The organism is Pseudomonas sp. B10(2017) (genome assembly GCF_002113295.1).
Classification (GTDB): Bacteria; Pseudomonadota; Gammaproteobacteria; order Pseudomonadales; family Pseudomonadaceae; genus Aquipseudomonas; species Aquipseudomonas pudica.
On record NZ_NEJU01000002.1, the window covers coordinates 221294 to 244638 of the forward strand.

Consider the following 23345-nt stretch of genomic DNA (forward strand, 5'->3'; position numbering starts at 1 on the left):
GCGACGACGATGAAGATCCTGACCTGCCCCTTGAACGGCCCGCGCAATATCAGCGAGTTCACCTACGGAGGCGAATTCAAGGCGATGCCCGACCCAGCCACCTGCAGCGACAGCGAATGGGCCGACTACGTGTTCAACAGCGACAACCTGGCCGGTGTGGTCACTGAATGGTGGCTGCACAACGCCTCCAGCTACTGGTTCCTGGCCGAACGCCACACCGTGAGCGACCAGGTACTGCGCACCTTCGACCCGAAAGAACTGTTCGACCGCCGCGTCGATTTCACCCCTGCCGCCACCCCGGAGATCGCCGGATGAACAGCCACAATCGCCTCCCCGCGCCCATGGGCCTGCTGATCGATCGCGAGCGGCCCCTGCATTTTCAGTTCGACGGCCAGGCCTGCCAGGGCTTTGCTGGTGACAGCATCGCCAGCGCCCTGCTCGGCAGCGGCCGCTGGCTGCTGTCGCGCTCGTTCAAGTACCACCGCCCGCGCGGCCCGCTGAGCATGGCCGGGCAGGATGCCAACACCCTGGTGCAGCTACCGGACGAGCCCAATGTACTCGCCGACCTGGAAGCCGCCCGCGATGGCCAGATCGTCGCGGGGCAGAACTTCAACGGTAGCCTGATGCACGACCGCGATGCCTACCTGGGCAAGTTTTCGCGTTTCATGCCGGTGGGCTTCTATTACCGCTCCTTCTACAAGCCCAAGGGCATGTGGAAGGTGTGGGAGCCGCTGATCCGCAAGAAGGCCGGCCTGGGCGTACTCGACCCAGGCTTCAGGCCGCGGTATCACGACAAGGCCTATCTGTTCGTCGACCTGGCCGTCATCGGCGCTGGCCCGGCGGGCCTGCGTGCGGCACTGGACGCGGCCAATGCCGGGGCCAAGGTATTGCTTGTCGAGCAACAGCCGGTACTTGGCGGCTCGCTCACCTACGCCCGTTTCGACATCGCCGGCACCCGCGCGACCAGCCTGCGCCAGGAACTGCTGGCTGCCGTCGAGGGCCACTCGAATATCCAGGTGCTGCTGGAAGCCACCTGCAACGGCTGGTTCACCGACAACTACCTGCCGGTGATCCAGCACAACCGCCTTTACAAGGTGCGTGCCAGCCGTTGCCTGGTGGCGGCCGGTTCGTTCGACCAGCCGGTGGTGTTCCGCAACAACGACCTGCCGGGGGTCATGCTGACCAGTGCCGCACAGCGGCTGATGAAGCTGTACGCGGTCAAGCCGGGCCAGCGCGCGGTAATCCTCACCGGCCACGATGACGGCTACCTCGCCGCCCTCGACCTGCAGGAGCAAGGCGTGGCGGTGGCTGCGGTGGTCGACATGCGCGCCGCGCCAGCCGATGCTGCACTGGCCGCCGAACTGAAGCACCGCGATATACCCGTGCACCTGGGCAGCACCGTGTACGAAGCCCTGCACGAAGCGGGCATGCGCCACGTGAGTGGCGTGGATATTCGCCCGATCACCGGCCAGGGCAAGGTCGGCCCGCATGGCCTGCGCCTGGCCTGCGACCTGCTGTGCATGTCGGCAGGCTACATGCCGGTGTACCAGTTGCTGTGCCAGGCTGGCGGCAAGCTGGCGTACGATGTGAACCGCGACGAATTCGTCATCAGCGACCTGCCGGCCGGGCTGGATATCGCCGGCTCGGTGAATGGCCGTCACGCACTGGGCAATGTGCTGGCCGACGCCACTCGCGGGGCTGCCGATGCGCTGGCAGCGCTGGGCCTGGAAGCGCCGGTGCAGCCCGTGTTCAGTGCCGAAGCCAAGGTCAACTTCCCCTGGCCAATCTTCCCCCACCCCAAGGGCAAGGATTTCGTCGACTTCGACGAAGACCTGCAAGTGCGCGACATCGTCAACGCCACCCGCAGCGGCTACCGCGATGTGCAGCTGGTAAAGCGCTTTTCCACGGTCGGCATGGGCCCGTCCCAGGGCCGCCACTCGGCGCTGCCGACCGCACGCCTGGTGGCCCACGCCACCGGGCGCAGCATCAGCGAAACCGGGGTGACCACCGCCCGGCCACCGTTCCAGGCGGAAAAACTGGCCCACGTCGCCGGCCGCGCCTTCGACCCGTACCGGCAAACACCGATGCACCGCCGCCACCTGGAAGCCGGGGCGAAGATGATGCCGGCCGGCATCTGGCAGCGCCCGGCCTATTATGGCAAGCCCGAGGAACGCGAGCGCTGCATGCAGGAAGAAGCCCGCCATGTGCGCGAGAAGGTCGGCCTGATCGACGTTTCCACCCTCGGTGGCCTGGATGTACGCGGCCCCGACGCCGCCGAACTGCTGGAGCGCCTTTACACCTTCGGCTTCGCCAAGCTGGCCGTCGGCCGCACCCGTTACGCCCTGATGACCAACGAGCACGGCGTGGTGATCGATGACGGCGTTTGCGCCCGGCTGGGCGAGCAGCATTTCTACGTCACCGCCACCACCAGCGGCGTCGACCGCATCTACCAGCAGATGCTGAAGTGGAACGCGCAATGGCGCCTGGATGTGGACGTCACCAACGTCACCGCCGCCCTGGCCGCTGTGAATCTGGCCGGGCCGCTGGCACGCCAGGTGCTGGCCAAGGTGTGTGACGATGTGGACCTGTCGGCCGAGGCCTTCCCTTATCTCGGCGTACGCCTGGGCACTGTGGCCGGCATTGCCGCGCGCATCCTGCGGGTCGGCTTTGTGGGTGAACTGGGCTACGAAGTGCATGTGCCGGCGCGACACGCCGAGCGCCTGTGGGATGCCTTGATGCAGGCCGGCGCAGGGTTGGGCATTCGCCCGTTCGGTGTCGAGACCCAGCGCCTGCTGCGCCTGGAAAAGGGCCATGTGATCATCAGCCAGGACACTGATGGCATGACCCACCCGGCGGAGATCGACATGCAGTGGGCCATCGGGCGCAAGAAGCCATTTTTCGTCGGCAAGCGCTCGATCGAGATCCTCGAAGCGCAGCCGCTCAAGCGCAAGCTGGTCGGCTTCACACTACCCAAGGGCAGCCCGCAGCCGCTGGAGGGGCACCTGGTGCTGGATGGGCCGGACATCAGCGGCAACGTCACATCCTGCGAATACTCGCAAACCCTGGGGCAGATCATCGGCCTGGCTTACGCCGGTGCCCACCAGGCCACGCCAGGCATGCACATCCCGATCCGCGTGGAGGGCGGCGTGATGGTCAATGCCAAGGTGGTGCCTCTGCCTTTCCACGATCCCGACAACCTGCGCCAGGAGCTCTGAGCCATGACCAGTTTGCAAGCTGAAGCTTTTATTCCACGCAGCCCGCAGGCCGAGCTGTTGCACAACTGCGCGTTGACTGACCTGACCGATCTGGCGAGGGTCGGGTTTCGTGGTGGCGACAGTGCCGCTTGCCTGCAGGCGCGTGGCTACCGCTTGCCGTCGCTACCCAACCAGGCCGTGCGCCAGCAAGACGGTGGCTGGGTAGCGCGCTTGTCGCAGACCGAGTACCTGCTGCTGGGCAGCCTGGCCGACGGCGGTGCACGGGTGGCTGCCGAAGAGGCCGGGTGGGTGCAGGATACCCGCCGCCATTACCTGCTGCCGCGCCAGGACAGCCATGCCTGGCTGCAGCTGTCGGGGGTGCAATGCAGCGCGGTGATGGCCAAGTTGTGCGGGGTGGACTTGCGTGCCCAGGCGTTTCCCGTTGGGGCGGTGGCGCAGACATCGGCGGCGCGGATCAACGTGATCGTGCTGAATGTGGGGAATGATGAGAGGCCGGCATTGCAGTTGCTGTTTGATCGGGCGTCGCTGGCGTATTTCCGTGAAGCAGTGCTGGATGCCATGGACGAGTTCGATGGTGGGTGGGCCGGGGTGGAGGAATTGATGCAATAACCTGTACCGGCCTCTTCGCGGGTAAACCCGCTCCCACAGGGTCATCACTGGGCTCGGGGCTGTGGAGTAGCTGTGGGAGCGGGTTTACCCGCGAAGAAGTTCACCCGGTGCCGAAGGTCAGAGCTGTACCAATCGCTCGCGCAGGAAGTTCACAAAACCCTGCACCGGCCGCGCCACCTGCCGGTGCTGCGGGTACACCGCAGACAGCTGCAGCGCCGGCGGCCGCCACTCATCCAGCACCGTCACCAGCCGCCCATCCGCCAGTGCCTGGCCCACGATGAAGGTTGGCAGATACGTCACCCCCATCCCGGCAATCGCGGCATCCCTGAGCAGCTCGCCATTGTTCGCCCGCATCCGCCCGGCCACCTGAATCACCTGTGCCTTGCCACCCTGGCTGAACTGCCACTGCACCTGCCGCGAATGCCCATATGGCAGGCAATCATGCCCCGCCAACTGCTCCGGCCTGGCCGGTACACCCCGTGCTTCCAGGTACGCCGGGCTCGCGCAATACACCCGCTCGACACTGGCGATGCGCCGCGCGATCAGGCTGGAGTCCTCCAGCGCGCCAATCCGTAGCGCCAGGTCATAGCCCTCGCCGATCAGGTCAACGGCGCGGTCGCTCAGATCCACTTCCACATCCACCTGCGGGTGCAACTGCAGGAACTCGGTCAGCAGGCAGCCCAGGTGCGCCATGGCGAACGACAGCGGCGCACTCAGGCGCAAGGTGCCACGCAAGGCCTGAGCCTGGCCGCTGATGTCGTGCTCCACCTGCTGCACTTCGCCCAGCAGGCGCAGCGCCGACTGGTAGTAGTGCTGGCCCAGCGGCGTAGCGTCCAGGCGCCGGGTGGAGCGATTGAGCAGGCGAACGCCCAGGCGCTCCTCCAACTGCATCAGGCGCCGGCTGACCGATTGCTTGGACATGCCCAGGCGGTCGGCCGCAGCAGTGAAACTGCCGGCCTCCATTACCTGGGCAAAGATCCGCATGTCTTCGTAAGGGTTCATTGTCTCGCTCTTGGTGACAGTCAAACGCTTTATAGCGGCTTTTTCCCATCAGCGCATCTCCCTAATCTACGCACAAGTCGCAGCGATGGCCCTGAAGGCCAGGCAAGACGCCCACTACCAACATTCAACAGAAAAGGATTCGCTCATGAACATTGTCCACAAAACCCTTACCGCTTCCCTTCTGGCCCTGTCCGTCTCCAGCGCCTTCGCTGCTGGCAGCCCGGGTATAGAACAGCACACCCAGGCCTTCCTCGAAGCCCTGGAGCAAGGCGGCGGCAAGCCACTGGAGCAGCTCAGCCCGAAAGACGCCCGCGCAGTGCTGACCGGTGCCCAGGCCTCGGTCAAGGTCGATCTCTCGGGTATCGAGGTGCAGGAGCGCACCATCCAGGCCAACGGCGAGTCGATCAAACTGCAAGTGGTGCGCCCGGCCAACGTGAAGGGCGAGTTGCCGGTGTTCATGTTCTTCCACGGTGGCGGCTGGGTACTCGGCGATTTCCCGACCCACCAGCGGCTGATCCGCGACCTAGTGGTTGGCTCTGGGGCAGTGGCGGTCTACGTCGACTACACCCCATCGCCGGAAGCGCACTACCCGACGGCGATCAACCAGGCCTACGCCGCCACCCGCTGGGTAGCCGAGCATGGCAAGGAAATCGGCGTGGACGGCAAGCGCCTGGCCGTGGCCGGCAACAGCGTCGGCGGCAACATGGCGGCAGTAGTGGCCTTGAAAGCCAAAGAGGCCGGCACCCCGGCCCTGCGCTTCCAGCTGCTGCTGTGGCCGGTGACCGATGCCAGCTTCGAAACTGCATCCTACAAGCAGTTTGCCGAGGGGCATTTCCTTACCACCGGGATGATGAAGTGGTTCTGGGACAACTACACCACCGACGCCAAGGCACGGGCGCAGATCTACGCCTCGCCGCTGCGGGCCAGCAGTGAACAGTTGAAAGGCTTGCCGCCAGCGCTGGTGCAAACGGCGGAGTTCGATGTGCTGCGTGACGAGGGTGAGGCTTATGCCCGCAAGCTGAACGCTGCTGGGGTGACCGTTACCTCGGTACGCTACAACGGCATGATTCATGACTACGGGCTGCTCAACCCCTTGCATCAGGTGCCTGCCGTGCAAGCGGCCATGCGCCAGGCCGCTGGCGAGCTGAAAGTGCACCTGCAATAACCTCACCCGCCCATGCGGCAGGGCCTGGTGCCCTGCCGGTTCAGGAGACCCGTCATGCTCACCGTCCGCAACGCCAAAGACCGCGGCCTGGCCTTCCATGGCTGGCTGAAATCGTTCCACACCTTCTCCTTCGGCCACTACCGCAACCCGGACGAGCAAGGTTTCTCCGACCTGCTGGTGATCAACGACGACCGCGTCATCCCCGGCAAGGGCTTTGGCCAGCACCCGCACCGCGACATGGAGATTTTCTCCTACGTGCTGGAAGGCGCGCTGGAGCACAAGGACACGCTGGGCACCGGCTCGGTAATCCGCCCGGGCGATGTGCAGCTGATGAGCGCTGGCCACGGCGTGGCCCATAGCGAGTTCAACCACAGCCAGGTGCAGCCGGTGCACTTCCTGCAGATCTGGATCGTGCCGAACGTGCAAGGGGCAACACCGCGTTACCAGCAACAGCATTTCAGTACCGAGGAAAAGCGCGGCAAGCTGCGCCTGATCATCTCGCCGGATGGCGCCGAGGGGTCACTGCAGGTACGGCAGAACGCGCGGGTGTATGCCGGTCTGTTCGATGGTGACGAGCGTGCCACCCTGACCTTGCCGGAAAACCGCCATGCCTACGTGCACGTGGCCCGGGGCAGCATCGAGCTCAATGGGCAAGTGCTGAACGAAGGGGATGGGGTGCGGGTGAGGCAGGAACAGGTGCTGGAACTGGGCAATGGGGTGGATGCCGAGGTGCTGGTGTTCGACCTGCGGCCGCATGAGTTGCCTGGCATGCCATAAGGCAGGTCCGGCCCTTTCGCGGGTAAACCCGCTCCCACAGGTACGCCACAGACTTCGAAATCTGTGGCGTACCTGTGGGAGCGGGTTTACCCGCGAAGGGGTCGCAAATCCAACTCAGGGCTCGAACCCTTCTACGATGATCACTTCAGCCTTCGCCACCCCCTGACGATGGCTGCAAGCCTCCTGGTACAGCTCGGACCGGTAACACGCCAGCGCCTGTTCGTACGAATCGAACTCGATCACCACGCTACGCTGAGGGGTAAGCCGCCCTTCCATTGCCTCGCTACGCCCGCCACGGGCCAGGAAACGGCCACCGAATGCCTTGAAGGCAGCCGGGGCGCGTTGGGTGTACTGCTGGTATTGCTCGTGATCGGTCACGTCCACATGGGCGATCCAATAGGCCTTCATGCGCTGCTCTCCTGTTACGGCGATATTTGTGTATGATGGTATACCATAATAATCACCCCACCACAGTGAGCGTGCAACATGGCTTTCAACACCATCGACGAACTTCTCGAGGACTACCGGCAAGGCAAGATGGTCCTGCTGGTGGATGACGAGGACCGGGAAAACGAAGGCGACCTGCTGATCGCCGCCGAGCGTTGCGACGCCCACGCCATCAATTTCATGGCCCGTGAAGCGCGCGGGCTGATCTGCCTGACCCTGACCGACGAACACTGCCAACGCCTGGGCCTGGAGCAGATGGTGCCGGCCAACGGCAGCGTGTTCAGTACCGCCTTCACCGTATCGATCGAGGCGGCCACGGGCGTTACCACCGGTATTTCCGCCGCCGACCGGGCGCGTACCGTGGCGGCGGCCATGGCCCCCAACGCCCGCCCCGAAGACCTGGTGCAACCCGGCCACATCTTCCCCCTGCGCGCCCGCGAAGGCGGTGTGCTGACCCGCGCCGGCCACACCGAAGCCGGCTGCGACCTCGCACGCCTGGCCGGCTTCACCCCGGCGTCGGTAATCGTCGAAGTGCTCAACGACGACGGCACCATGGCCCGGCGCCCGGACCTGGAAGTGTTCGCTGCCCGGCACGGCATCAAGATCGGCACCATCGCCGACCTCATCCACTATCGCTTGAGCACCGAGCAGACCATCAAGCGTATCGGCGAACGCGAACTGCCGACGGTGCATGGCACCTTCCGCCTGGTCACCTACGAAGACCGCATCGAAGGTGGCGTACACATGGCCATGGTCATGGGCGATATCCGCCGCGAGCAGCCGACCCTGGTGCGGGTGCACGTGATCGACCCGCTGCGCGACCTGGTCGGCGCCGAATACGCCGGCCCCGCCAACTGGACGCTTTGGGCGGCGCTGCAGAAGGTGGCCGAGGAAGGCGCCGGCGTGGTGGTGATCCTGGCCAACCATGAGTCCTCGCAGGCGCTGCTGGAGCGCGTGCCACAGCTGACCCAGCCGGTGCGGCCTTACCAGCGCGGGCAATCGAAGGTGTACTCGGAGGTGGGTACAGGCGCGCAGATCCTGCAGGACCTGGGCGTCGGCAAGCTGCGCCACCTGGGCCCGCCGCTGAAATACGCGGGGCTGGCGGGGTATGAGCTGGAGGTGGTGCAAAGCATCCCCTTCGAGCCCGGCCCCCTGTAGGAGCGGCAAATTGCAGAGGACGGAGTGATGGCCGGTAGCCTCATGCCTCTTGCTAAAAGTTTGGAATACCATAATATGATATCCCGTAGACCTTGAATCTGCAGGCCGGCACCTACAATCAAAAACGGCCACAAGACACTTTGTTTTAGCTGCTCCCCGAACACTGTTGGCGGGCGCACCACAAGCCCCGCCTCGAATAACAAAAGCAACGAGGGCGTAACCATGCTGTTGAGCAAACGTGTAACCGCAGTGCTGTCCGCCAGCCTGCTGACCCTGGCATGTCAGGCCGCCCAGGCCGCCGACAGCCTGAACTTCGTCAGCTGGGGCGGTACCACCCAGGACGCCCAGAAAGAAGCGTGGGCCGTACCCTTCACCAAAGCCACCGATATCAAGGTCGTCCAGGACGGCCCTACCGACTACGGCAAGCTCAAGGCCATGGTCGAGAGCGGCAACGTGCAGTGGGACGTGGTCGACGTCGAAGCCGACTTCGCCCTGCGTGCCGCCAGCGAAGGCCTGCTCGAACCCCTCGATTTCACCCAGATCAAGCGCGACAAGATCGACCCGCGCTTCGTCTCCGACCATGGCGTCGGCTCGTTCTTCTTCTCCTTCGTGCTCGGCTACAACGAAGGCAAGCTCGGTGCCAACAAACCGGTGGACTGGACCGCACTGTTCGATACCAAGACCTACCCCGGCAAGCGCGCCCTGTACAAATGGCCCAGCCCGGGTGTACTGGAACTGGCCCTGCTGGCCGACGGCGTAGCCCCCGACAAGCTGTACCCTCTGGACCTGGACCGCGCCTTCAAGAAGCTCGACACCATCAAGAAAGACATCGTCTGGTGGGGCGGTGGCGCCCAGTCGCAGCAACTGCTGGCCTCGGGTGAAGCCTCGCTCGGCCAGTTCTGGAACGGCCGCGTCTATGCCCTGCAGCAAGACGGTGCACCGGTGGGTGTGAGCTGGAAGCAGAACCTGGTCATGGCCGACTTCCTGGTCATCCCCAAAGGGGCCAAGAACAAGGACGCGGCCATGAAGTTCCTGGCCAATGCCAGCAGCGCCGAAGGCCAGGTCGAGTTCGCCAACAAGACCGCCTACGCGCCGGTGAACGTCGACAGCGTGGCCAAGCTGGACAAAGACCTCGCACAGAACCTGCCGACCGCCTACGCCCAGGACCAGGTCACCCTCGACTTCGCCTACTGGGCCAAGAACGGCCAGGCCATCGCAGCTAGCTGGAATGAGTGGTTGGTCAAATGAAAGTCGCCATCAACGCCCTGCATGACGCGCAAGGTGCCCCCACGGGCACCGGCGCTCCGGGAACGGCCCCGCGCCGCGTCAGCCTGAGCCAGCGCTGGAAAGGCAGCCGCAATTTGCTGCCGGCCCTGCTGTTCCTTGGCCTGTTCTTCTTCGCCCCGCTGGCCGGCCTGTTGCTGCGCGGGGTGCTGGAGCCGACGCCGGGCCTGGGCAACTACGAGCAGTTGTTCGCCAACTCGGCTTATGCACGGGTGCTGTTCAACACCTTCTCGGTGGCCGGCGTGGTCACCCTGATCAGCGTGCTGCTGGGCTTCCCGCTGGCCTGGGCAATTACCCTGGTGCCCAAGGGCTGGGGCCGCTGGTTGCTGAACATCGTGCTGCTGTCGATGTGGACCAGCCTGCTGGCGCGCACCTACTCGTGGCTGGTGCTGCTGCAGAGTTCGGGGGTGATCAACAAGGCGTTGATGGCAATGGGTATCATCGATGCCCCGCTGGAAATGGTGCACAACCTGACCGGCGTGGTGATCGGCATGAGCTACATCATGATCCCGTTCATCGTGCTGCCGCTGCAGGCGACCATGCACGCCATCGACCCGATGGTGCTGCAGGCCGGCTCGATCTGCGGCGCCAGCCCGTGGACCAATTTCTGGAAGGTGTTCCTGCCGCTGTGCCGCTCGGGGCTTTTCTCCGGGGCGCTGATGGTGTTCGTGATGTCGCTCGGTTACTACGTCACCCCGGCCCTGCTGGGTGGTGCGCAAAACATGATGCTGCCCGAATTCATCATCCAGCAGGTGCAGTCGTTCCTCAACTGGGGCCTGGCCAGCGCCGCCGCCGCACTGCTGGTGGTGATCACCCTGGTGCTCTTCTACCTGTACCTGAAGCTGCAGCCGGAATCCCCGGTCGGCAACGCGAGGTAAACCGCCATGCTCCTGTCTCCCAATGCCATGGGCCGCCCGCTGCGCACGGGCCTGTACCTGACCACCGGGGTCATCGCGGCCTTCCTGCTGCTGCCGGTGGTGTTCATCGTGTTGCTGTCGTTCGGCTCGTCGCAGTGGCTGGTGTTCCCGCCACCGGGCTGGACCTTCAAGTGGTACGGCCAGTTCTTCTCCAACCCGGAGTGGATGGACGCCGCGCTGGCCAGCCTGAAGGTGGCCGTGCTGACCACCATCGCCGCCGTGCTGCTCGGCCTGCCCACCGCGTTTGCCCTGGTGCGTGGCCGCTTCCCCGGCCGCGAGCTGCTGTATGGGCTGTTCACCATGCCGATGATCGTGCCGCTGGTGATCATTGCCGTAGCGGTGTACGCGCTGTTCCTCAAGCTCGGCTACACCGGCACACTGTTCGCCTTCGTGGTCAGCCACGTGATCGTCGCCCTGCCCTTCACCATCATCTCGATCATCAACTCGCTGAAGCTGTTCGACCAGTCGATCGAGGATGCCGCGGTGATCTGCGGCGCCTCGCGCCTGCAGGCAATCTTCAAGGTGACCTTCCCGGCGATTCGCCCGGGGATGATCGCTGGCGGCCTGTTTGCCTTCCTGGTGTCGTGGGATGAAGTGGTGCTGAGCGTGATGATGGCCAGCCCCGACCTGCAGACTCTGCCGGTGAAGATGTGGACCACCCTGCGCCAGGACCTCAGCCCGGTCATCGCCGTGGCCTCGACCCTGCTGATCGGCCTGTCGCTGCTTGTCATGTTCATTGCCGCCGCCTTGCGCCGGCGCACCGAAGCCAACGCCTGAGCGCGCGGAGAAAACAACAATGAGTGCAGTGATCAAAGACAACGCGCACGGCAAGACCCTGGTCAGCCTGCGCGGCCTGAACAAGCACTACGGCGACTTCACCGCCGTGGACAACCTCGACCTGGAAATCCAGGACGGCGAGTTCCTGACCTTCCTCGGTTCCAGCGGGTCGGGCAAGTCCACCACCCTGTCGATGCTGGCTGGCTTCGAAACACCGAGCAGCGGCGAGATCCTGGTCGATGGCCAGTCGCTGGTCAACGTGTCGCCGCACAAGCGTGACATCGGCATGGTGTTCCAGCGCTATTCGCTGTTCCCGCACCTGAACGTGCGCGACAACATCGGCTTCCCGCTGGCCATTCGCAAGCTCGGCGCCAGCGAAACCAGCAAGCGCGTCGACGCCATGCTCAAGCTGGTGCAGCTGGAGAAGTTCGCCCACCGCAAGCCGTCGCAGATGTCCGGTGGCCAGCAGCAGCGCGTGGCGATTGCCCGGGCCCTGGTGTACGAACCGCGCATCCTGCTGATGGACGAACCGCTCGGCGCGCTGGACAAAAAGCTGCGCGAAGACCTGCAGGATGAACTGCGCCAGTTGCACCGGCGCCTGGGCATCACCATCGTCTACGTCACCCACGACCAGGAAGAAGCCATGCGCCTGTCCCAGCGCATCGCCATCTTCAGCCATGGCAAGATCGTCGGCCTGGGCACCGGTTACGACCTGTACCAGAACCCGCCAAATGCCTTCGTCGCCTCGTTCCTGGGCAACTCCAACTTCCTGCGGATCAAGGCCAGCAGCAATGGCGCGGGCAGCTTCGAGGGCCAGCCGGTGGCTATCCGCCTGACCCCGGGCCTGGCCGCCTCGCAGGATGCGCTGATCATGGTGCGCCCGGAAAAGGCCCTGGCCCTGACCACCGAACAGGCCGCGCGCGAGCCGCTGCCGGCGGGCTGGAACGAGGTCAGCGCCAAGGTTGGCGAAGTGCTGTTCCTGGGCGAGAGCCAGACCTGCCATGTGGTGACTGCGGGCGGTACCGAGCTGACGGTCAAGGCGCTGTCGGCGGCTGGCATGCCGATGCAGCCGGGGGATACCGTGAAGGTGCGCTGGGCAGTGGCGGATGCGTGCATCTATACCGAGTGGGCAGAAAGTGACCTGAGCAAGTCTGCCGGGGCGCATTGATACCGCTGGGGCCGCTTTGCGGCCCGTTCGCCGGCAAGCCAGCTCCCACAGGTACAGCGCAGGTTTCAGGATTGGAAGGCCCCTGTGGGAGCTGGCTTGCCGGCGATGGGCTGCACAGCAGCCCCATTGACGCGAACATACAGGCATCAGGCAAAGCCCACTGCCCTATGGACTGTCACATTATCATCACGCCACTGTCGTAATCTGCCGGCCAACCCTATGCCACAGGCCTCCCGGCATGCACCGCCTGCTTGTCTTGCTGCTCTCCCTGCTACCGCTGGCGTCCCTGGCCGAGCCCGCTCACCTGCGCGTGCAAGGCTCCAACACCATCGGCGCGGCCTTGCTGCCGGCGCTGGTGCAAGGGCAATTGCGCGCACAGCAAGCTACCGCCATCGAACAATACCCGGGCAATCTGGCCAACGAGACTGTCATCACCGCGCGCGATACGCGTGGCCAGCCTTTGCGCATCGAAATCGCCGCACACGGTTCCAGCACCGGTTTCGTCGCCCTCGGCCATGGCGAGGCCGACCTGGCCGCCGCGTCACGGCCGATCAACGACAACGAAGCAAGCCAACTTCAGGCCTTGGGCGACCTGCGCGCCGCTGCCGCCGAACAAGTCATCGGCCTCGATGGCGTCGCCGTCATCGTTCACCCCGACAACCCGCTGCCACAGCTCACCACAGGGCAACTGGCACAAATTTTTGCCGGGCAGATCCAGCGCTGGGAGCAGTTGGGTGTTTCCGGCGGGGCCATCCACCTGTACGCCCGCGACGACCGCTCCGGTACCTTTGAGACTTTCAAGGCCCTGGTGCTGGAACCCCAGCACACCGAGCTTTCCCCCCAGGCCCAACGCTTCGAGTCCAGCGACGAACTGGCCGCGCGGGTAAGCACCGACCGCCAGGCCATCGGTTTCAGCAGCCTGGCGGCGGTGCATGGTGCCAAGGTGCTGGCGGTGGCCGAGGGTGACGCGCCGGCCATGCTGCCGGAGCGTGCACTGGTGGCCAGCGAGGACTACCCGCTATCGCGGCGCCTGTACTTCTACCTGCCGGCCAACCCCAAGCCCCAGGCCAAGGCCCTGGCCGATTTCGCCCAGAGCCCGGCGGGCCAGGTGATCGTCGCTGAGCAGGGTTTCGTTTCGCAGCAGATCAAGGCCCAACCTGTAGCTCCCCAGGCCGACATGCCGCCGCGCTATCGCACCTTGGTCCAGCAGGCACAGCGGTTGAGCGTCAACTTCCGCTTCCAGGAAGGCAGTGCCAGCCTCGACAACAAGGCCCTGCGCGATGTGCAGCGGGTGGCCGACTACCTGCGCCAAGCAGGCAAGTTGCAGCGCAAGGCGGTGCTGGTAGGCTTTGGCGACCCCAAGGAGACACCAGGCCGCGCCGCGCTGCTCTCCCGCCTGCGGGCCCAGGCGGTGCGCCGCGAGCTGGCGCGCGATGGCGTGGAGGTGCTGGAGGTGACGGGGATGGGGGATGACCTGCCAGTGGCAGGGAACGAGTTGGAGCAAGGGCGGCTGCGCAATCGCCGGGTGGAAGTGTGGGTGTATTGATCCGAAAGCGGCCCAGATCCCTGCAGGCCTTGCCTCGCAAAGAAATGTAACAGCTCCCCATTCGGCATCACCGGCAAACGGGTCTAGGCTCAAGCCCATGTGATACCGGGCCCCTCTGACGGCTGCCAGGCCGCCATGTCGGATCACTGTTGCCATGCAACGTCGACATTGAAGGAGGGGCTCATGACAGCTCTGCAGACATTCCTCACCACCCCGTTCCTCGGTACCAGCGCCTGGTTGTGGCTGGTGTTCATGGCCATCGTCATCGGTTTGCTGGTACTCGACCTCGGCGTGCTGCACCGCCACGACCGGGAAATCGAAATGCGCGAGAGCCTGCTGCTGTATTCGGGCTATTTCAGCGTCGGCGTACTGTTCGGCGTCGGGGTCTGGTACCAGTTGGGCGCGCAGTCTGCGCTTGAGTTCTACACCGGGTTCCTGGTCGAGCAGTCGCTGTCGATGGACAACGTGTTCGTCATGGCGATGATCTTCAGCTATTTCGCCATCCCCCGCCGCTACCAGCACCGCGTGCTGTTCTGGGGCATCCTCGGGGTGGTTTTCCTGCGGGCGATCATGATCGGCGTGGGCGCGGCGCTGGTGCAGAACTTCGCCTGGGTACTGTATATCTTCGGTGCCTTCCTGCTGTTTACCGGGGTCAAGATGGCGCTGTCGAAGGAGGACAGCCGCCCGGACCTGGCGAACAACCCGGTCCTGAAATTCGTGCGTCGGCACATGCGGGTCACCGAGCAGATCCACGGCTCGCACTTTTTCGTGCAGCAGACCCCGCCTGGGCAGCACAAGGCGCTACGCCATGCCACCCCGCTGTTCATGGCGCTGGTGCTGATCGAACTGGCCGACCTGGTGTTCGCAGTCGACAGCGTCCCGGCAATCTTCGCCATCACCCAGGACCCGTTCATCGTCTACACCTCGAACATCTTCGCCATTCTCGGCTTGCGCTCACTGTACTTTGCGCTGGCGGCACTGATGCACCGGTTCGTTTACCTCAAGTACGCGCTGGCACTGGTGCTGATCTTCATTGGCTGCAAGATCTTCTACCACGGCATGGTGGGCAAGGTGCCGGCGTTGTTGTCGTTGGGGGTGACGTTCGGGTTGTTGCTGGGTGGGGTGGTTGTTTCGCTGGTCAAGACGCGGGGGGAGAAGCCGGAAATCGAGGGTGCTCAATCCAGACAGCCTTCAAATGCCGATCGCACAGTAAGCGAGAAGGAGGAAGACCCGCAGATGCGGGTCTGACCATCCAGAGTGAGCCTTCAAGGGCCTCTTCGCGGGCTTGCCCGCTCCCACAGGTATTGCGCACAGCTTGGAGGCGGCACAGTTCCTGTGGGAGCGGGCAAGCCCGCGAAGAGGCCGGAACAGGCGGGCAAAATCACCGCCCGCTGCGCATCATCTCCGCCGGCACATACTTGCCAATCTCATACTTGCCGATCGCCGCCCGATGCACTTCATCCGGCCCGTCGGCCAGGCGCAAGGTACGCTGCATGGCGTACATGTAAGCCAGCGGGAAATCGCCACTCACCCCTGCCCCGCCATGAATCTGGATAGCCCGGTCGATCACCTTCAGTGCCACGTTCGGCGCCACTACCTTGATCTGTGCAATCTCGCTGCGGGCGACCTTGTTGCCGACCGTGTCCATCATGTATGCCGCTTTCAACGTCAGCAGCCGGGCCATGTCGATCTCCATGCGCGAGTCGGCAATCTTGTCGACGTTGCCGCCCAGACGCGCCAGTGGCCGGCCGAAGGCGGTACGCTCCACCGAGCGCTTGCACATCAGCTCCAGCGCGCGCTCGGCCATGCCGATCGAGCGCATGCAGTGGTGGATGCGGCCGGGGCCAAGGCGCCCCTGGGCAATCTCGAAGCCACGGCCCTCACCCAGGATCACGTTCTCATACGGCACCCGCACGTTCTCGAAGAGCACCTCGGCGTGGCCATGGGGAGCATCGTCATAGCCGAACACCGGCAGCGGGCGCACGATCTTCACACCGGGCGCATCGGTGGGCACCAGCACCATCGAGTGCTGCTGGTGGCGTGGCCCTTCAGGGTTGGACAGGCCCATGAAGATCATTACCTTGCAGCGCGGGTCGCAAGCGCCGGAGGTCCACCACTTGCGGCCGTTGATTACCCATTGGTCACCGTCACGCACTGCAGTGGCGGCCATGTTGGTGGCATCCGAGGACGCCACGTCCGGTTCGGTCATGGCGAATGCCGAACGGATCTCGCCACGCAGCAGCGGCTCCAGCCACTGGCGCTTCTGCGCTTCGCTGCCATAACGCACCAGCACTTCCATGTTGCCGGTGTCCGGCGCCGAGCAGTTGAACGGCTCCGGGCCGAGCAACGAACGGCCCATGATTTCCGCCAGCGGGGCATATTCCAGGTTGCTCAGGCCGGCACCGTATTCCGATTCGGGCAGAAACAGGTTCCACAGCCCTTCGGCGCGCGCCTTGGCCTTGAGTTCTTCCATGATCGCGGTGGGCTGCCAGCGGTCACCCTCGGCGACCTGGCGCTCGAACACCGCCTCGGCGGGGTAGACATAGGCGTCCATGAACGCGCTGACGCGCTCACGCAGTGCCTGGACCTTGGGCGAATAGGCGAAATCCATCGGGGCTACCTTCACGGTTCGGAGTACATGGGCCAGAGCCTAGAGCAGCATGCCCCCATCCACCTAGTCTATTTTCCGCGTGTATAAACATTCATAACCGATATATGATCGGCCAATAATTCCAACAAAGAGCGGCGCCCATGAACCTCAGCAAGGTCGACCTCAACCTGTTCATCGTGTTCGATGCGATCTATACCGAAGCCAACCTGACCCGCGCCGGGCAGATCGTCGGCATCACCCAGCCGGCAGTGTCCAACGCCCTTTCGCGGCTGCGCGAAACCTTCAACGACCCGTTGTTCGTGCGTACCGCGCAAGGCATGGTGCCCACGCCCATGGCGCAGAACATCATCGGCCCGGTGCGCAATGCCCTGGCACTGCTGCGCACCTCGGTGCAGGAAAGCCGCATCTTCAACCCGCAACAGGCCAACAAGACCTTCCGCATCAGCATGACCGACCTGACCGAAGCGGTGATCCTGCCACCGCTGTTCCAGCGCTTGCGCCGCCTGGCGCCGGCGGTGCTGATCGAAAGCTTTTTGTGCAAGCGCCGCGAGACCACCAAGGAACTTGCCGCCGGCCGCCTGGACTTCGCCATCGACGCACCGTTGAACACCGACCCGCAGGTACGCCACGTCAAACTGATGCAAGACCGCTATGTCTGCGCCCTGCGCCAGGGCCACCCGCTGGCCGACAGCAAGCTGACCCTCGACAACTACCTGGGCATGACCCACATCCATATTTCCAGCCGTCGCAACGGCCTGGGCTATGTCGACCTGGCCTTGGGCAAGATGGGCGTACAGCGCAAGGTTGCCTTGCGCTCGCAGCATTACCTGATGGCCTCGCAGGTATTGCAGCAGACCGACATGGCGATGACCGTCCCCGAGCGCTTCGCCCGTCGCCATCAGTTGCGTTACCAGCCACTGCCGGTGGAGGTGCCTGCGCTGGAAACGCACCTGTACTGGCATGAAAGCACCGATCAGGACCCAGCCAACCGCTGGATGCGCGAGCAGATCACCGAGTTGTGCGAACGTGTGGTGGCCGAGGAAGAAAGGGCCTTGGCACCCGCCTGAAGAGGCTGACGAGGGCCTTTTGCTGAGCCCTCGAAACGAGGAGAAAAAATTTCCAAGAAAACCTCAGGAGATAGAATTTTTTCTTGAGCATCTTGAGAATAGAGCCGCTGGAAGCGAAAAATATCTCTCAAGCAGCGGGTACGCTTGCTCCAACGATCGTCGATTTCACGGCGACAGACACGGACCCGCCCCAATGCCCAGCGCCCCGCTCTACTTCGATTACGCCGCCACCACTCCGGTCGACGACCGGGTCATCGAAACCATGCTTGCCTGCCTTGGCAGCCAGGCCAACTTCGGCAACCCGGCATCCAGTGGCCATGCCTTTGGCCAGGCCGCCCGCCACGCCGTGGAGCAGGCCCGCCAGCAAGTGGCCGAACGCGTCGGCGCACAGGCCGATGCACTGGTCTGGACATCAGGTGCGACCGAGTCCAACAACCTGGCGCTCAAGGGCATTGCCCAGGGCCTCGGCCAGCCCGGGCACCTGATCACCAGCCAACTGGAACACAAGGCCGTGCTCGACACGGTGGCCGAACTGGAGCGCCAGGGCTGGGCCGTTACCCGCCTGGCACCGGATGCCGCCGGCCTGATTCAGCCTGCGGCGGTGCAGGCAGCGTTGCGCGGCGACACACGCCTGGTGTCGCTGATGGCGGTCAACAATGAACTGGGTACGATTACCGACTTTGCCGCGATTGGCGAACAGGTACGTGCCCATGGTGCCCTGCTGCACGTGGATGCGGCGCAGGCGGTGGGCAAACTGGCCATCGACCTGAACGCGATGGCCGTGGACCTGATGTCGTTCTCGGCGCACAAGGTGTATGGGCCCAAGGGCATCGGTGCGCTCTACGTGGGGCCACGCGCCCGCATGCTGATGCGTGCGCAGATGCACGGCGGTGGCCATGAGCAGGGCCTGCGTTCCGGCACCCTGGCGACCCATCAGATTGCCGGCATGGGCAGCGCCTTTGCCTTGGCCGGCCAACCCGGCGACAGCGAAAACCTGCGCCTTGAGCAACTGGCAAGGCGTCTGCGCGGGGGCTTGCTGGCCCTGCCTGGCGTCACCCTCAACGGCTGCGCCAACCAGCGCATTCCCCATACCCTGAACCTGTGTATCGACAGCAAGGGCTTCAACAGCGCGGCGCTGGCCAGCGAGCTGGCGTTGTCGACCACCTCGGCCTGCAACTCTGCGAGCAATGCGGCCTCGCATGTGCTGCTCGCGCTGGGGCTGGATGAGCGCCAGGCACGCAACAGCGTGCGCCTGAGCATCGGGCGTTTCAGCAACGAGGCTGAAGTGGACAAGGCGCTCGAAGTGTTTGGCCGGGTGCTGACAGCGGCGTCAGCGGCACTTTGGTGAGCCTTCCCTAGAACAGCCGGCTGTCCGGGGTGAAGTCCTCGACCTCGAGCCTGGCACTGTTTGCCTGCGGATGGCGCGGGTTGAACAGGTAATTGGTGGTGCTGGGCATGATCGCGCTCGGCACCGGCAGCAGCAATGCCGAGCACTCGTCCAGAAAGCGGTTGCCCAGGCCCCGGGTCAGTTCGGTCTGGCTCGACCAGCCAGGCTGCAAGGCGGGCAACTGCGCTTGCGAAACGGTGTCGGGCAACTCGATACGCAGCAGCCGCATGGTGGTGGGGAAATCCTCAGGGTCGATCTCCAGGTGCACCAGCACCTCCAGCATCGCCCCGGCCGGGCTGGTGGCGGCATACACCACTGGCCGGCCGGCCTGGTGCCAGCGGCCGCTGACACGCAAGCCGCCCGTTCCGCTCAAGTCTGCATAGGCGCTGATACGCCACAGAATCACAGGCCGAAGCCCTCGGCGATCTGCAGTAACATTTCTTCGACCTGGGTGGTGCCCTGCTGGGTGGTGAGCATCTGCATCGGTGTCAACCCCGAGAAGCGCTCTTTGGGCTTGGACAGCCAGCGCTTGGCCTTGCCCGCCTCACCGAACACGGCTTCGGCCATGGCGGTAATATGAGCCGAACGGAACAGCCGGTCGCTTTCTTCCACGGTCAGTGGCTGATCACGTTCGATGCGGGTTTTCAGCGTGCGCAGGGGAATGATCTGGTCACGCTCCACAGGGGTGAACACGCCGAGCTCGGTCAGTTTCACCAGCCAGGTGGCAGCGAAGCCATGGGTAATGCGGGTGTGGATTTCGAAGTCACTGGCGAGTTCGGGGATTTCCAGCAGTGCATGCAGGCGCGCCCGGTACTCGTGGTAACCGTTGTCGCGAAGCACTTCGGCAAGCATGGCTCTCTCCTTTCCGGCGTTTGCCGACAAGTATGCGGCATATGCCGAATGTTTGCCAGTTCATGAGGCCTGTGAAAGTCATGACGGCGATGCCATCTTGTGGGAACGGCCCTGCTTCGCGAACGGGGCCGCAGGGCGGCCCCGGCAACCTCACAGGAAGGTGAACACCTGCGAAGCCGGCAAGCGCGACTTGTTCAAGCCAGCGTTGAAGTCCGTCTCGCTGCGATAGCCCAGGCTGAGAATGACCACACTGGTGAACCCACGCTCGCGCAAGCCCAGCTCGGCATCGAGAACCTTGCTGTCGAAGCCTTCGATCGGCGTAGCATCCAGCCCATGTGCCGCAGCCCCCAGCAAGGCAGTACCCAACGCCAGGTAAGTCTGCTTTTCCATCCAGTGCTGCACGTCCTTCTGGTCAAAGCGATGCAGGTCGACGTAGTGCCGGCGGCTCTGGTTCTGGCCGGCACGCGCCTGCTCATCACGGAAGCGGCCATCGGCAGCTTCCTGGTCGAGCACGGCATTGAGGTGCGCTTCAGTCATTTCGGTGCGGGTGCAGAACACGATCACATGCGAGGCATCGAGGATCTTCGACGAATTGTAGGCATAGCGCTCTGCGGTGCTCTTGGCCAGGCGGGCCTTGCCCTCGGCGCTGTCGGCAACGATGAAATGCCAAGGTTGCGAGTTGACAGAAGACGGGCTGTGGCGCAGTTGCTCGAGCAGCGCATCGACAGTGGCCTGGGGAATACGGCGCGAGACATCGTAGGCTTTGGTGGTGTAACGGCGCTTGGCCAGCGAGACGGTATCCATGCAACAACTCCGGGATGAACAGGGGATTTGCCGAGCATATTATCTTTCCTGCAGAAAAGAAAAACCGGCATAATTCAGCAACACTTTCACCCTAGGAGTGAAAATGCTGCGCATCGCAGACCTCGAACTGTTCGTCCGCAGCAGCGTGCTGGGCAGCTTCACCGCTGCCGCCCACGAGGCCGAACTGCTGCCAGGGCAGGTTGCCGCCGCGATCAAGCGCCTGGAGCGCGACCTGGACGTGCGCCTGTTCGCCCGCACCACCCGCAGCCTGCGCCTGACCGCCGAAGGCGAGTTGTACCTGCCGACAGCCCTGAATGTGCTGGAGAGCCTGCGCCAGGGGCGTGAAGACCTGCATGGCAACGCCAACACCCTGCGCGGCAACCTGCAGGTTTCGGCACCGTCCGACCTTGGCCGCAACATGCTGTTGCCGTGGCTGAGTGCCTTCCGCCGCGAGCACCCGGCCCTGCACCTGCGCTTCCTCCTGTCCGACCAGATCGCCGACCTCAACCGCGACCCGGTAGATGTGGCGATCCGCTATGGCCTCAACCTGGACGCCAACTACATTGCCCTGCCGCTGGCCGACTGGAACCGCCGGGTGCTGGTGGCTGCGCCCGAGTACCTGGCCCGCCACGGCCGCCCGCTCACGCCCGACGCCCTGCAGCAGCATGCCTGCCTGCTGTACATGCAGTACAACCGGGTCTACGACAAGTGGCGGGTGGGCAACCGCACCGTGCAGGTGAGTGGGCCGCTGGTCAGCGACGATGCCGACGTGATCCGCCGCCTGGCCTTGCAGGGCGAAGGCATCGTCTACAAGTCGTGGCTGGACGTAAGCGCCAACATCGCGGCCGGCGAGCTGGAAATCATCCTCCCCGAACACCATGGTGAGCCCGCCCCGGTCACTCTGGTGTGCCCGCACCGCAAGCAACTCAGCCCAGCGGTGGCACAACTGCACCTGTGGCTGCGCGAACGCTTCGAGGCCTTGCGTAACCGGGCGCTGACCAACGGCTGCACAATCGTTCCAGACTGAGCCTGGCCATTGCGCTAAGGTAGCGATTTGCGCCACGGCACGCCCCCATGAGCAACTGGATCGACCTCAAGCAAGACGCCGACACCGGCATCGAGTCGGTCCGCGCGCATTTCGTCGGGCATGCCTACGACCCGCACTGGCACGACAGCTTCCTGGTTGGCGTTACCGAGCAGGGTGTGCAGCAATTCGATTGCCGGCGAGTACGCCATCGCAGCACGCCGGGGCACGTATTCCTGCTGGAACCCGGTGAAATCCATGACGGCCATGCGCCCACCGAGGACGGCTTCACCTATTCGACCCTGTACCTGGAACCAACCTGGGTGGACAGCCAACTGCGGGCACTTTTCGAACACGCGCCGGGCGACAGCCTGCCCAGCTTCGCCGATACCTTGTGCCACGATGAGCACCTGGCGCGAGCCACTGCCCTCGCCTTCCAGGCCGTGCATACCCAGGACTTGCGCATTGTCCGGCAGACGGCCATGGACGACCTGCTGGCCTGCCTGACCCGCCACCTGCACTGGCGCCGGCGCCTGAACCCGGACCCGCGCCTGCCGCTGACCGCGCAGCGCGCGCGGGATTACCTGCACGCCAACCTGGAGCGCGACATCGGCCTGGAAGACCTGGCCCAGGCCTGTGGCATCGACCGCTTCCGCCTCACCCGCGCATTCAAGGCTGCATTCGGCCTGGCGCCGCATGCCTATCTGATCCAGCTGCGCCTGGCCCGGGCGCGGCGCCTGCTCGCCCAGGGCCAGACTCCCACCGAAGTGGCCATGGCCCTTGGCTTTGCCGACCAGAGCCACCTGGGGCGCTGGTTCCGCCGTGCCTACCAGCTGACCCCGGCCGACTACCGCAGGCGCTGCTCAAACCTTCCAGACTGAAAGGCGGCGGGCAGCGAGCATGGTGCTTCGTTTATCTGGAGCCCTTGATCATGTCGCAGTCGTTGTTGCCCTTCATCCTGTTTGCCCTGGTATCTAGCATCAGCCCGGGGCCGACCAACCTGTTGATTCTTGCCCATGGGGCCCGCTTTGGCCTGTGCGCGAGCCTGGCGCCGGTCGTTGCGGCCTGCGGTGCCGCAGCGGCGATCGTGCTGATGGTGGGCCTGGGGCTGGGTGAACTGCTGCTGCGCCACCCGCTGGCCCAGCAGTTGATGAGCTGGGCCGGGGTTCTGTGGTTGAGCTGGCTGGCGTGGAAGATGTTGCGCAGTGCTACCGCCCCGCTACAGGCAGCCACGGTGCAAGGCCTCAGTGCACTCAGCGCGGCCGCTCTGCAGGTGGTCAATCCGAAGGTTTGGTTGATGGCCGTGGCGGTGGTCGGGGTGTTTGCCGCGCCGTCGTTGCCAGTATGGCAACTGGCGCTGGTGTTCTTGCTGATCGCCCTGCCAAGCATGGCGGCTTGGGCGCTGCTGGGAGTGGGCAGCGCGCGCTGGTTGCAGGCACCGCGGCGGTTGCGGGTGTTCAACCAGGTGTTGGCGGGGGTGTTGTTGATTTCTGCGTGGGCTGCCGTACTGGCTTGAGCCCGCTATTGCCAGTACC

23 protein-coding genes are annotated in these 23345 nt (G+C 64.5%); 17 read left to right on the top strand and 6 right to left on the bottom strand.

Going from position 1 to position 23345, the window contains the following annotated elements; all coding sequences use genetic code 11:
• The first annotated feature begins 9 nt into the window (after window positions 1-9).
• Genes CAF92_RS03600 through CAF92_RS03610 form a run of 3 tightly spaced genes read left to right on the top strand, consistent with a single transcriptional unit; the run spans window position 10 to window position 3824 of the window.
• Window positions 10-315, top strand: a complete 306-nt coding sequence (locus tag CAF92_RS03600; protein WP_085599255.1) for a sarcosine oxidase subunit delta — start codon at window positions 10-12, stop codon at window positions 313-315.
• On the top strand, window positions 312-3215 hold the full coding sequence (locus CAF92_RS03605; protein ID WP_085599258.1) for a 2Fe-2S iron-sulfur cluster-binding protein: 2904 nt from the start codon (window positions 312-314) through the stop codon (window positions 3213-3215). Before CAF92_RS03600 ends, CAF92_RS03605 begins: the two co-directional genes overlap by 4 nt.
• Window positions 3216-3218: 3 nt before the next feature.
• On the top strand, window positions 3219-3824 hold the full coding sequence (locus tag CAF92_RS03610) for a sarcosine oxidase subunit gamma (RefSeq protein ID WP_046615128.1): 606 nt from the start codon (window positions 3219-3221) through the stop codon (window positions 3822-3824).
• 117 nt (window positions 3825-3941) lie between these two features.
• Here the strand turns inward: CAF92_RS03610 and CAF92_RS03615 are convergent, their stop codons facing one another.
• Entirely contained in the window at window positions 3942-4826 is an 885-nt protein-coding gene (locus CAF92_RS03615) for a LysR family transcriptional regulator (RefSeq protein WP_085599260.1), read from the bottom strand.
• 145 nt (window positions 4827-4971) lie between these two features.
• Here CAF92_RS03615 and CAF92_RS03620 point away from each other — a divergent pair, with 145 nt between their 5' ends.
• On the top strand, window positions 4972-5991 hold the full coding sequence (locus CAF92_RS03620; RefSeq protein WP_085599262.1) for an alpha/beta hydrolase: 1020 nt from the start codon (window positions 4972-4974) through the stop codon (window positions 5989-5991).
• A gap of 54 nt (window positions 5992-6045) precedes the next feature.
• On the top strand, window positions 6046-6768 hold the full coding sequence (locus CAF92_RS03625) for a pirin family protein (RefSeq protein WP_085599264.1): 723 nt from the start codon (window positions 6046-6048) through the stop codon (window positions 6766-6768).
• A gap of 114 nt (window positions 6769-6882) precedes the next feature.
• On the opposite strand, the gene CAF92_RS03630 is transcribed toward CAF92_RS03625, so the two are convergent.
• Window positions 6883-7176: a DUF1330 domain-containing protein gene (locus CAF92_RS03630; RefSeq protein WP_085599266.1), complete on the bottom strand. Its 294-nt coding sequence runs from the start codon at window positions 7174-7176 to the stop codon at window positions 6883-6885.
• A 78-nt stretch (window positions 7177-7254) separates the two neighbouring features.
• On the opposite strand from CAF92_RS03630, the gene ribBA reads away from it, so the two are divergent.
• The 7 genes from ribBA (at window position 7255) to CAF92_RS03665 (ending at window position 15313) form a co-directional block, all read left to right on the top strand.
• Entirely contained in the window at window positions 7255-8373 is a 1119-nt protein-coding gene (gene ribBA, locus CAF92_RS03635; protein WP_085599268.1) for a bifunctional 3,4-dihydroxy-2-butanone-4-phosphate synthase/GTP cyclohydrolase II, read from the top strand.
• A gap of 222 nt (window positions 8374-8595) precedes the next feature.
• The gene (locus CAF92_RS03640) at window positions 8596-9621 is read left to right on the top strand and encodes an ABC transporter substrate-binding protein (protein WP_085599270.1); all 1026 of its coding nucleotides are present in this window, start codon (window positions 8596-8598) and stop codon (window positions 9619-9621) included.
• Complete coding sequence (locus tag CAF92_RS03645) at window positions 9618-10535, top strand: ABC transporter permease (protein WP_046614999.1); 918 nt, start codon at window positions 9618-9620, stop codon at window positions 10533-10535. The genes CAF92_RS03640 and CAF92_RS03645 overlap by 4 nt, the downstream gene beginning before the upstream one ends.
• A gap of 6 nt (window positions 10536-10541) precedes the next feature.
• The gene (locus CAF92_RS03650) at window positions 10542-11351 is read left to right on the top strand and encodes an ABC transporter permease (protein ID WP_015270845.1); all 810 of its coding nucleotides are present in this window, start codon (window positions 10542-10544) and stop codon (window positions 11349-11351) included.
• Window positions 11352-11370: 19 nt separating this feature from the next.
• Complete coding sequence (locus CAF92_RS03655) at window positions 11371-12519, top strand: ABC transporter ATP-binding protein (RefSeq protein ID WP_085599272.1); 1149 nt, start codon at window positions 11371-11373, stop codon at window positions 12517-12519.
• 238 nt (window positions 12520-12757) lie between these two features.
• Complete coding sequence (locus tag CAF92_RS03660; protein WP_085599274.1) at window positions 12758-14065, top strand: substrate-binding domain-containing protein; 1308 nt, start codon at window positions 12758-12760, stop codon at window positions 14063-14065.
• A 183-nt stretch (window positions 14066-14248) separates the two neighbouring features.
• Window positions 14249-15313 carry a TerC family protein gene (locus tag CAF92_RS03665; protein ID WP_085599276.1) on the top strand — a complete coding sequence of 355 codons (1065 nt, stop codon included), beginning with the start codon at window positions 14249-14251 and terminating at the stop codon, window positions 15311-15313.
• Between the two features lie 133 nt (window positions 15314-15446).
• On the opposite strand, the gene CAF92_RS03670 is transcribed toward CAF92_RS03665, so the two are convergent.
• Window positions 15447-16676, bottom strand: a complete 1230-nt coding sequence (locus CAF92_RS03670; protein WP_085599278.1) for an acyl-CoA dehydrogenase — start codon at window positions 16674-16676, stop codon at window positions 15447-15449.
• A 140-nt stretch (window positions 16677-16816) separates the two neighbouring features.
• On the opposite strand from CAF92_RS03670, the gene CAF92_RS03675 reads away from it, so the two are divergent.
• Together CAF92_RS03675 and CAF92_RS03680 are read left to right on the top strand one after the other, a co-directional pair.
• Window positions 16817-17743 (top strand): LysR family transcriptional regulator, encoded by a 927-nt coding sequence (locus tag CAF92_RS03675; RefSeq protein ID WP_025339647.1) that lies wholly within the window; start codon window positions 16817-16819, stop codon window positions 17741-17743.
• 193 nt (window positions 17744-17936) lie between these two features.
• Window positions 17937-19091, top strand: a complete 1155-nt coding sequence (locus CAF92_RS03680) for a cysteine desulfurase family protein (protein ID WP_085599280.1) — start codon at window positions 17937-17939, stop codon at window positions 19089-19091.
• A gap of 7 nt (window positions 19092-19098) precedes the next feature.
• On the opposite strand, the gene CAF92_RS03685 is transcribed toward CAF92_RS03680, so the two are convergent.
• The 3 genes from CAF92_RS03685 to nfsB all read right to left on the bottom strand — a co-directional run bounded on the left by CAF92_RS03685 (window position 19099) and on the right by nfsB (window position 20786).
• A complete protein-coding gene (locus CAF92_RS03685) occupies window positions 19099-19536 on the bottom strand; it encodes an RES family NAD+ phosphorylase (protein ID WP_015270851.1) in 438 nt (145 codons plus the stop codon).
• Window positions 19533-19982, bottom strand: a complete 450-nt coding sequence (locus CAF92_RS03690; protein WP_013973163.1) for an antitoxin Xre/MbcA/ParS toxin-binding domain-containing protein — start codon at window positions 19980-19982, stop codon at window positions 19533-19535. Before CAF92_RS03690 ends, CAF92_RS03685 begins: the two co-directional genes overlap by 4 nt.
• Before the next feature lie 150 nt (window positions 19983-20132).
• Window positions 20133-20786, bottom strand: a complete 654-nt coding sequence (gene nfsB / locus CAF92_RS03695; RefSeq protein ID WP_085599282.1) for an oxygen-insensitive NAD(P)H nitroreductase — start codon at window positions 20784-20786, stop codon at window positions 20133-20135.
• 103 nt (window positions 20787-20889) lie between these two features.
• Between nfsB and CAF92_RS03700 the strand changes: the two genes are divergently transcribed.
• The 3 genes from CAF92_RS03700 to CAF92_RS03710 are packed head-to-tail and all read left to right on the top strand — an operon-like array spanning window position 20890 to window position 23326.
• Window positions 20890-21813 carry a LysR family transcriptional regulator gene (locus tag CAF92_RS03700; protein WP_085599284.1) on the top strand — a complete coding sequence of 308 codons (924 nt, stop codon included), beginning with the start codon at window positions 20890-20892 and terminating at the stop codon, window positions 21811-21813.
• 47 nt (window positions 21814-21860) lie between these two features.
• Complete coding sequence (locus CAF92_RS03705) at window positions 21861-22691, top strand: AraC family transcriptional regulator (protein ID WP_046614992.1); 831 nt, start codon at window positions 21861-21863, stop codon at window positions 22689-22691.
• Window positions 22692-22741: 50 nt separating this feature from the next.
• A complete protein-coding gene (locus CAF92_RS03710; RefSeq protein WP_085599286.1) occupies window positions 22742-23326 on the top strand; it encodes a LysE family translocator in 585 nt (194 codons plus the stop codon).
• The last annotated feature ends 19 nt before the right edge of the window (window positions 23327-23345 follow it).

What these genes read in the sequence shown, in the direction of transcription:
- CAF92_RS03600 (WP_085599255.1), top strand. Translation starts at nt 10, where the DNA reads ATGAAGATCCTGACCTGCCCCTTGAACGGCCCGCGCAATATCAGCGAG.
- CAF92_RS03605 (WP_085599258.1), top strand. Translation starts at nt 312, where the DNA reads ATGAACAGCCACAATCGCCTCCCCGCGCCCATGGGCCTGCTGATCGAT.
- CAF92_RS03610 (WP_046615128.1), top strand. Translation starts at nt 3,219, where the DNA reads ATGACCAGTTTGCAAGCTGAAGCTTTTATTCCACGCAGCCCGCAGGCC.
- CAF92_RS03615 (WP_085599260.1), bottom strand. Translation starts at nt 4,826, where the DNA reads ATGAACCCTTACGAAGACATGCGGATCTTTGCCCAGGTAATGGAGGCC.
- CAF92_RS03620 (WP_085599262.1), top strand. Translation starts at nt 4,972, where the DNA reads ATGAACATTGTCCACAAAACCCTTACCGCTTCCCTTCTGGCCCTGTCC.
- CAF92_RS03625 (WP_085599264.1), top strand. Translation starts at nt 6,046, where the DNA reads ATGCTCACCGTCCGCAACGCCAAAGACCGCGGCCTGGCCTTCCATGGC.
- CAF92_RS03630 (WP_085599266.1), bottom strand. Translation starts at nt 7,176, where the DNA reads ATGAAGGCCTATTGGATCGCCCATGTGGACGTGACCGATCACGAGCAA.
- ribBA (WP_085599268.1), top strand. Translation starts at nt 7,255, where the DNA reads ATGGCTTTCAACACCATCGACGAACTTCTCGAGGACTACCGGCAAGGC.
- CAF92_RS03640 (WP_085599270.1), top strand. Translation starts at nt 8,596, where the DNA reads ATGCTGTTGAGCAAACGTGTAACCGCAGTGCTGTCCGCCAGCCTGCTG.
- CAF92_RS03645 (WP_046614999.1), top strand. Translation starts at nt 9,618, where the DNA reads ATGAAAGTCGCCATCAACGCCCTGCATGACGCGCAAGGTGCCCCCACG.
- CAF92_RS03650 (WP_015270845.1), top strand. Translation starts at nt 10,542, where the DNA reads ATGCTCCTGTCTCCCAATGCCATGGGCCGCCCGCTGCGCACGGGCCTG.
- CAF92_RS03655 (WP_085599272.1), top strand. Translation starts at nt 11,371, where the DNA reads ATGAGTGCAGTGATCAAAGACAACGCGCACGGCAAGACCCTGGTCAGC.
- CAF92_RS03660 (WP_085599274.1), top strand. Translation starts at nt 12,758, where the DNA reads ATGCACCGCCTGCTTGTCTTGCTGCTCTCCCTGCTACCGCTGGCGTCC.
- CAF92_RS03665 (WP_085599276.1), top strand. Translation starts at nt 14,249, where the DNA reads ATGACAGCTCTGCAGACATTCCTCACCACCCCGTTCCTCGGTACCAGC.
- CAF92_RS03670 (WP_085599278.1), bottom strand. Translation starts at nt 16,676, where the DNA reads ATGGATTTCGCCTATTCGCCCAAGGTCCAGGCACTGCGTGAGCGCGTC.
- CAF92_RS03675 (WP_025339647.1), top strand. Translation starts at nt 16,817, where the DNA reads ATGAACCTCAGCAAGGTCGACCTCAACCTGTTCATCGTGTTCGATGCG.
- CAF92_RS03680 (WP_085599280.1), top strand. Translation starts at nt 17,937, where the DNA reads ATGCCCAGCGCCCCGCTCTACTTCGATTACGCCGCCACCACTCCGGTC.
- CAF92_RS03690 (WP_013973163.1), bottom strand. Translation starts at nt 19,982, where the DNA reads ATGCTTGCCGAAGTGCTTCGCGACAACGGTTACCACGAGTACCGGGCG.
- nfsB (WP_085599282.1), bottom strand. Translation starts at nt 20,786, where the DNA reads ATGGATACCGTCTCGCTGGCCAAGCGCCGTTACACCACCAAAGCCTAC.
- CAF92_RS03700 (WP_085599284.1), top strand. Translation starts at nt 20,890, where the DNA reads ATGCTGCGCATCGCAGACCTCGAACTGTTCGTCCGCAGCAGCGTGCTG.
- CAF92_RS03705 (WP_046614992.1), top strand. Translation starts at nt 21,861, where the DNA reads ATGAGCAACTGGATCGACCTCAAGCAAGACGCCGACACCGGCATCGAG.
- CAF92_RS03710 (WP_085599286.1), top strand. Translation starts at nt 22,742, where the DNA reads ATGTCGCAGTCGTTGTTGCCCTTCATCCTGTTTGCCCTGGTATCTAGC.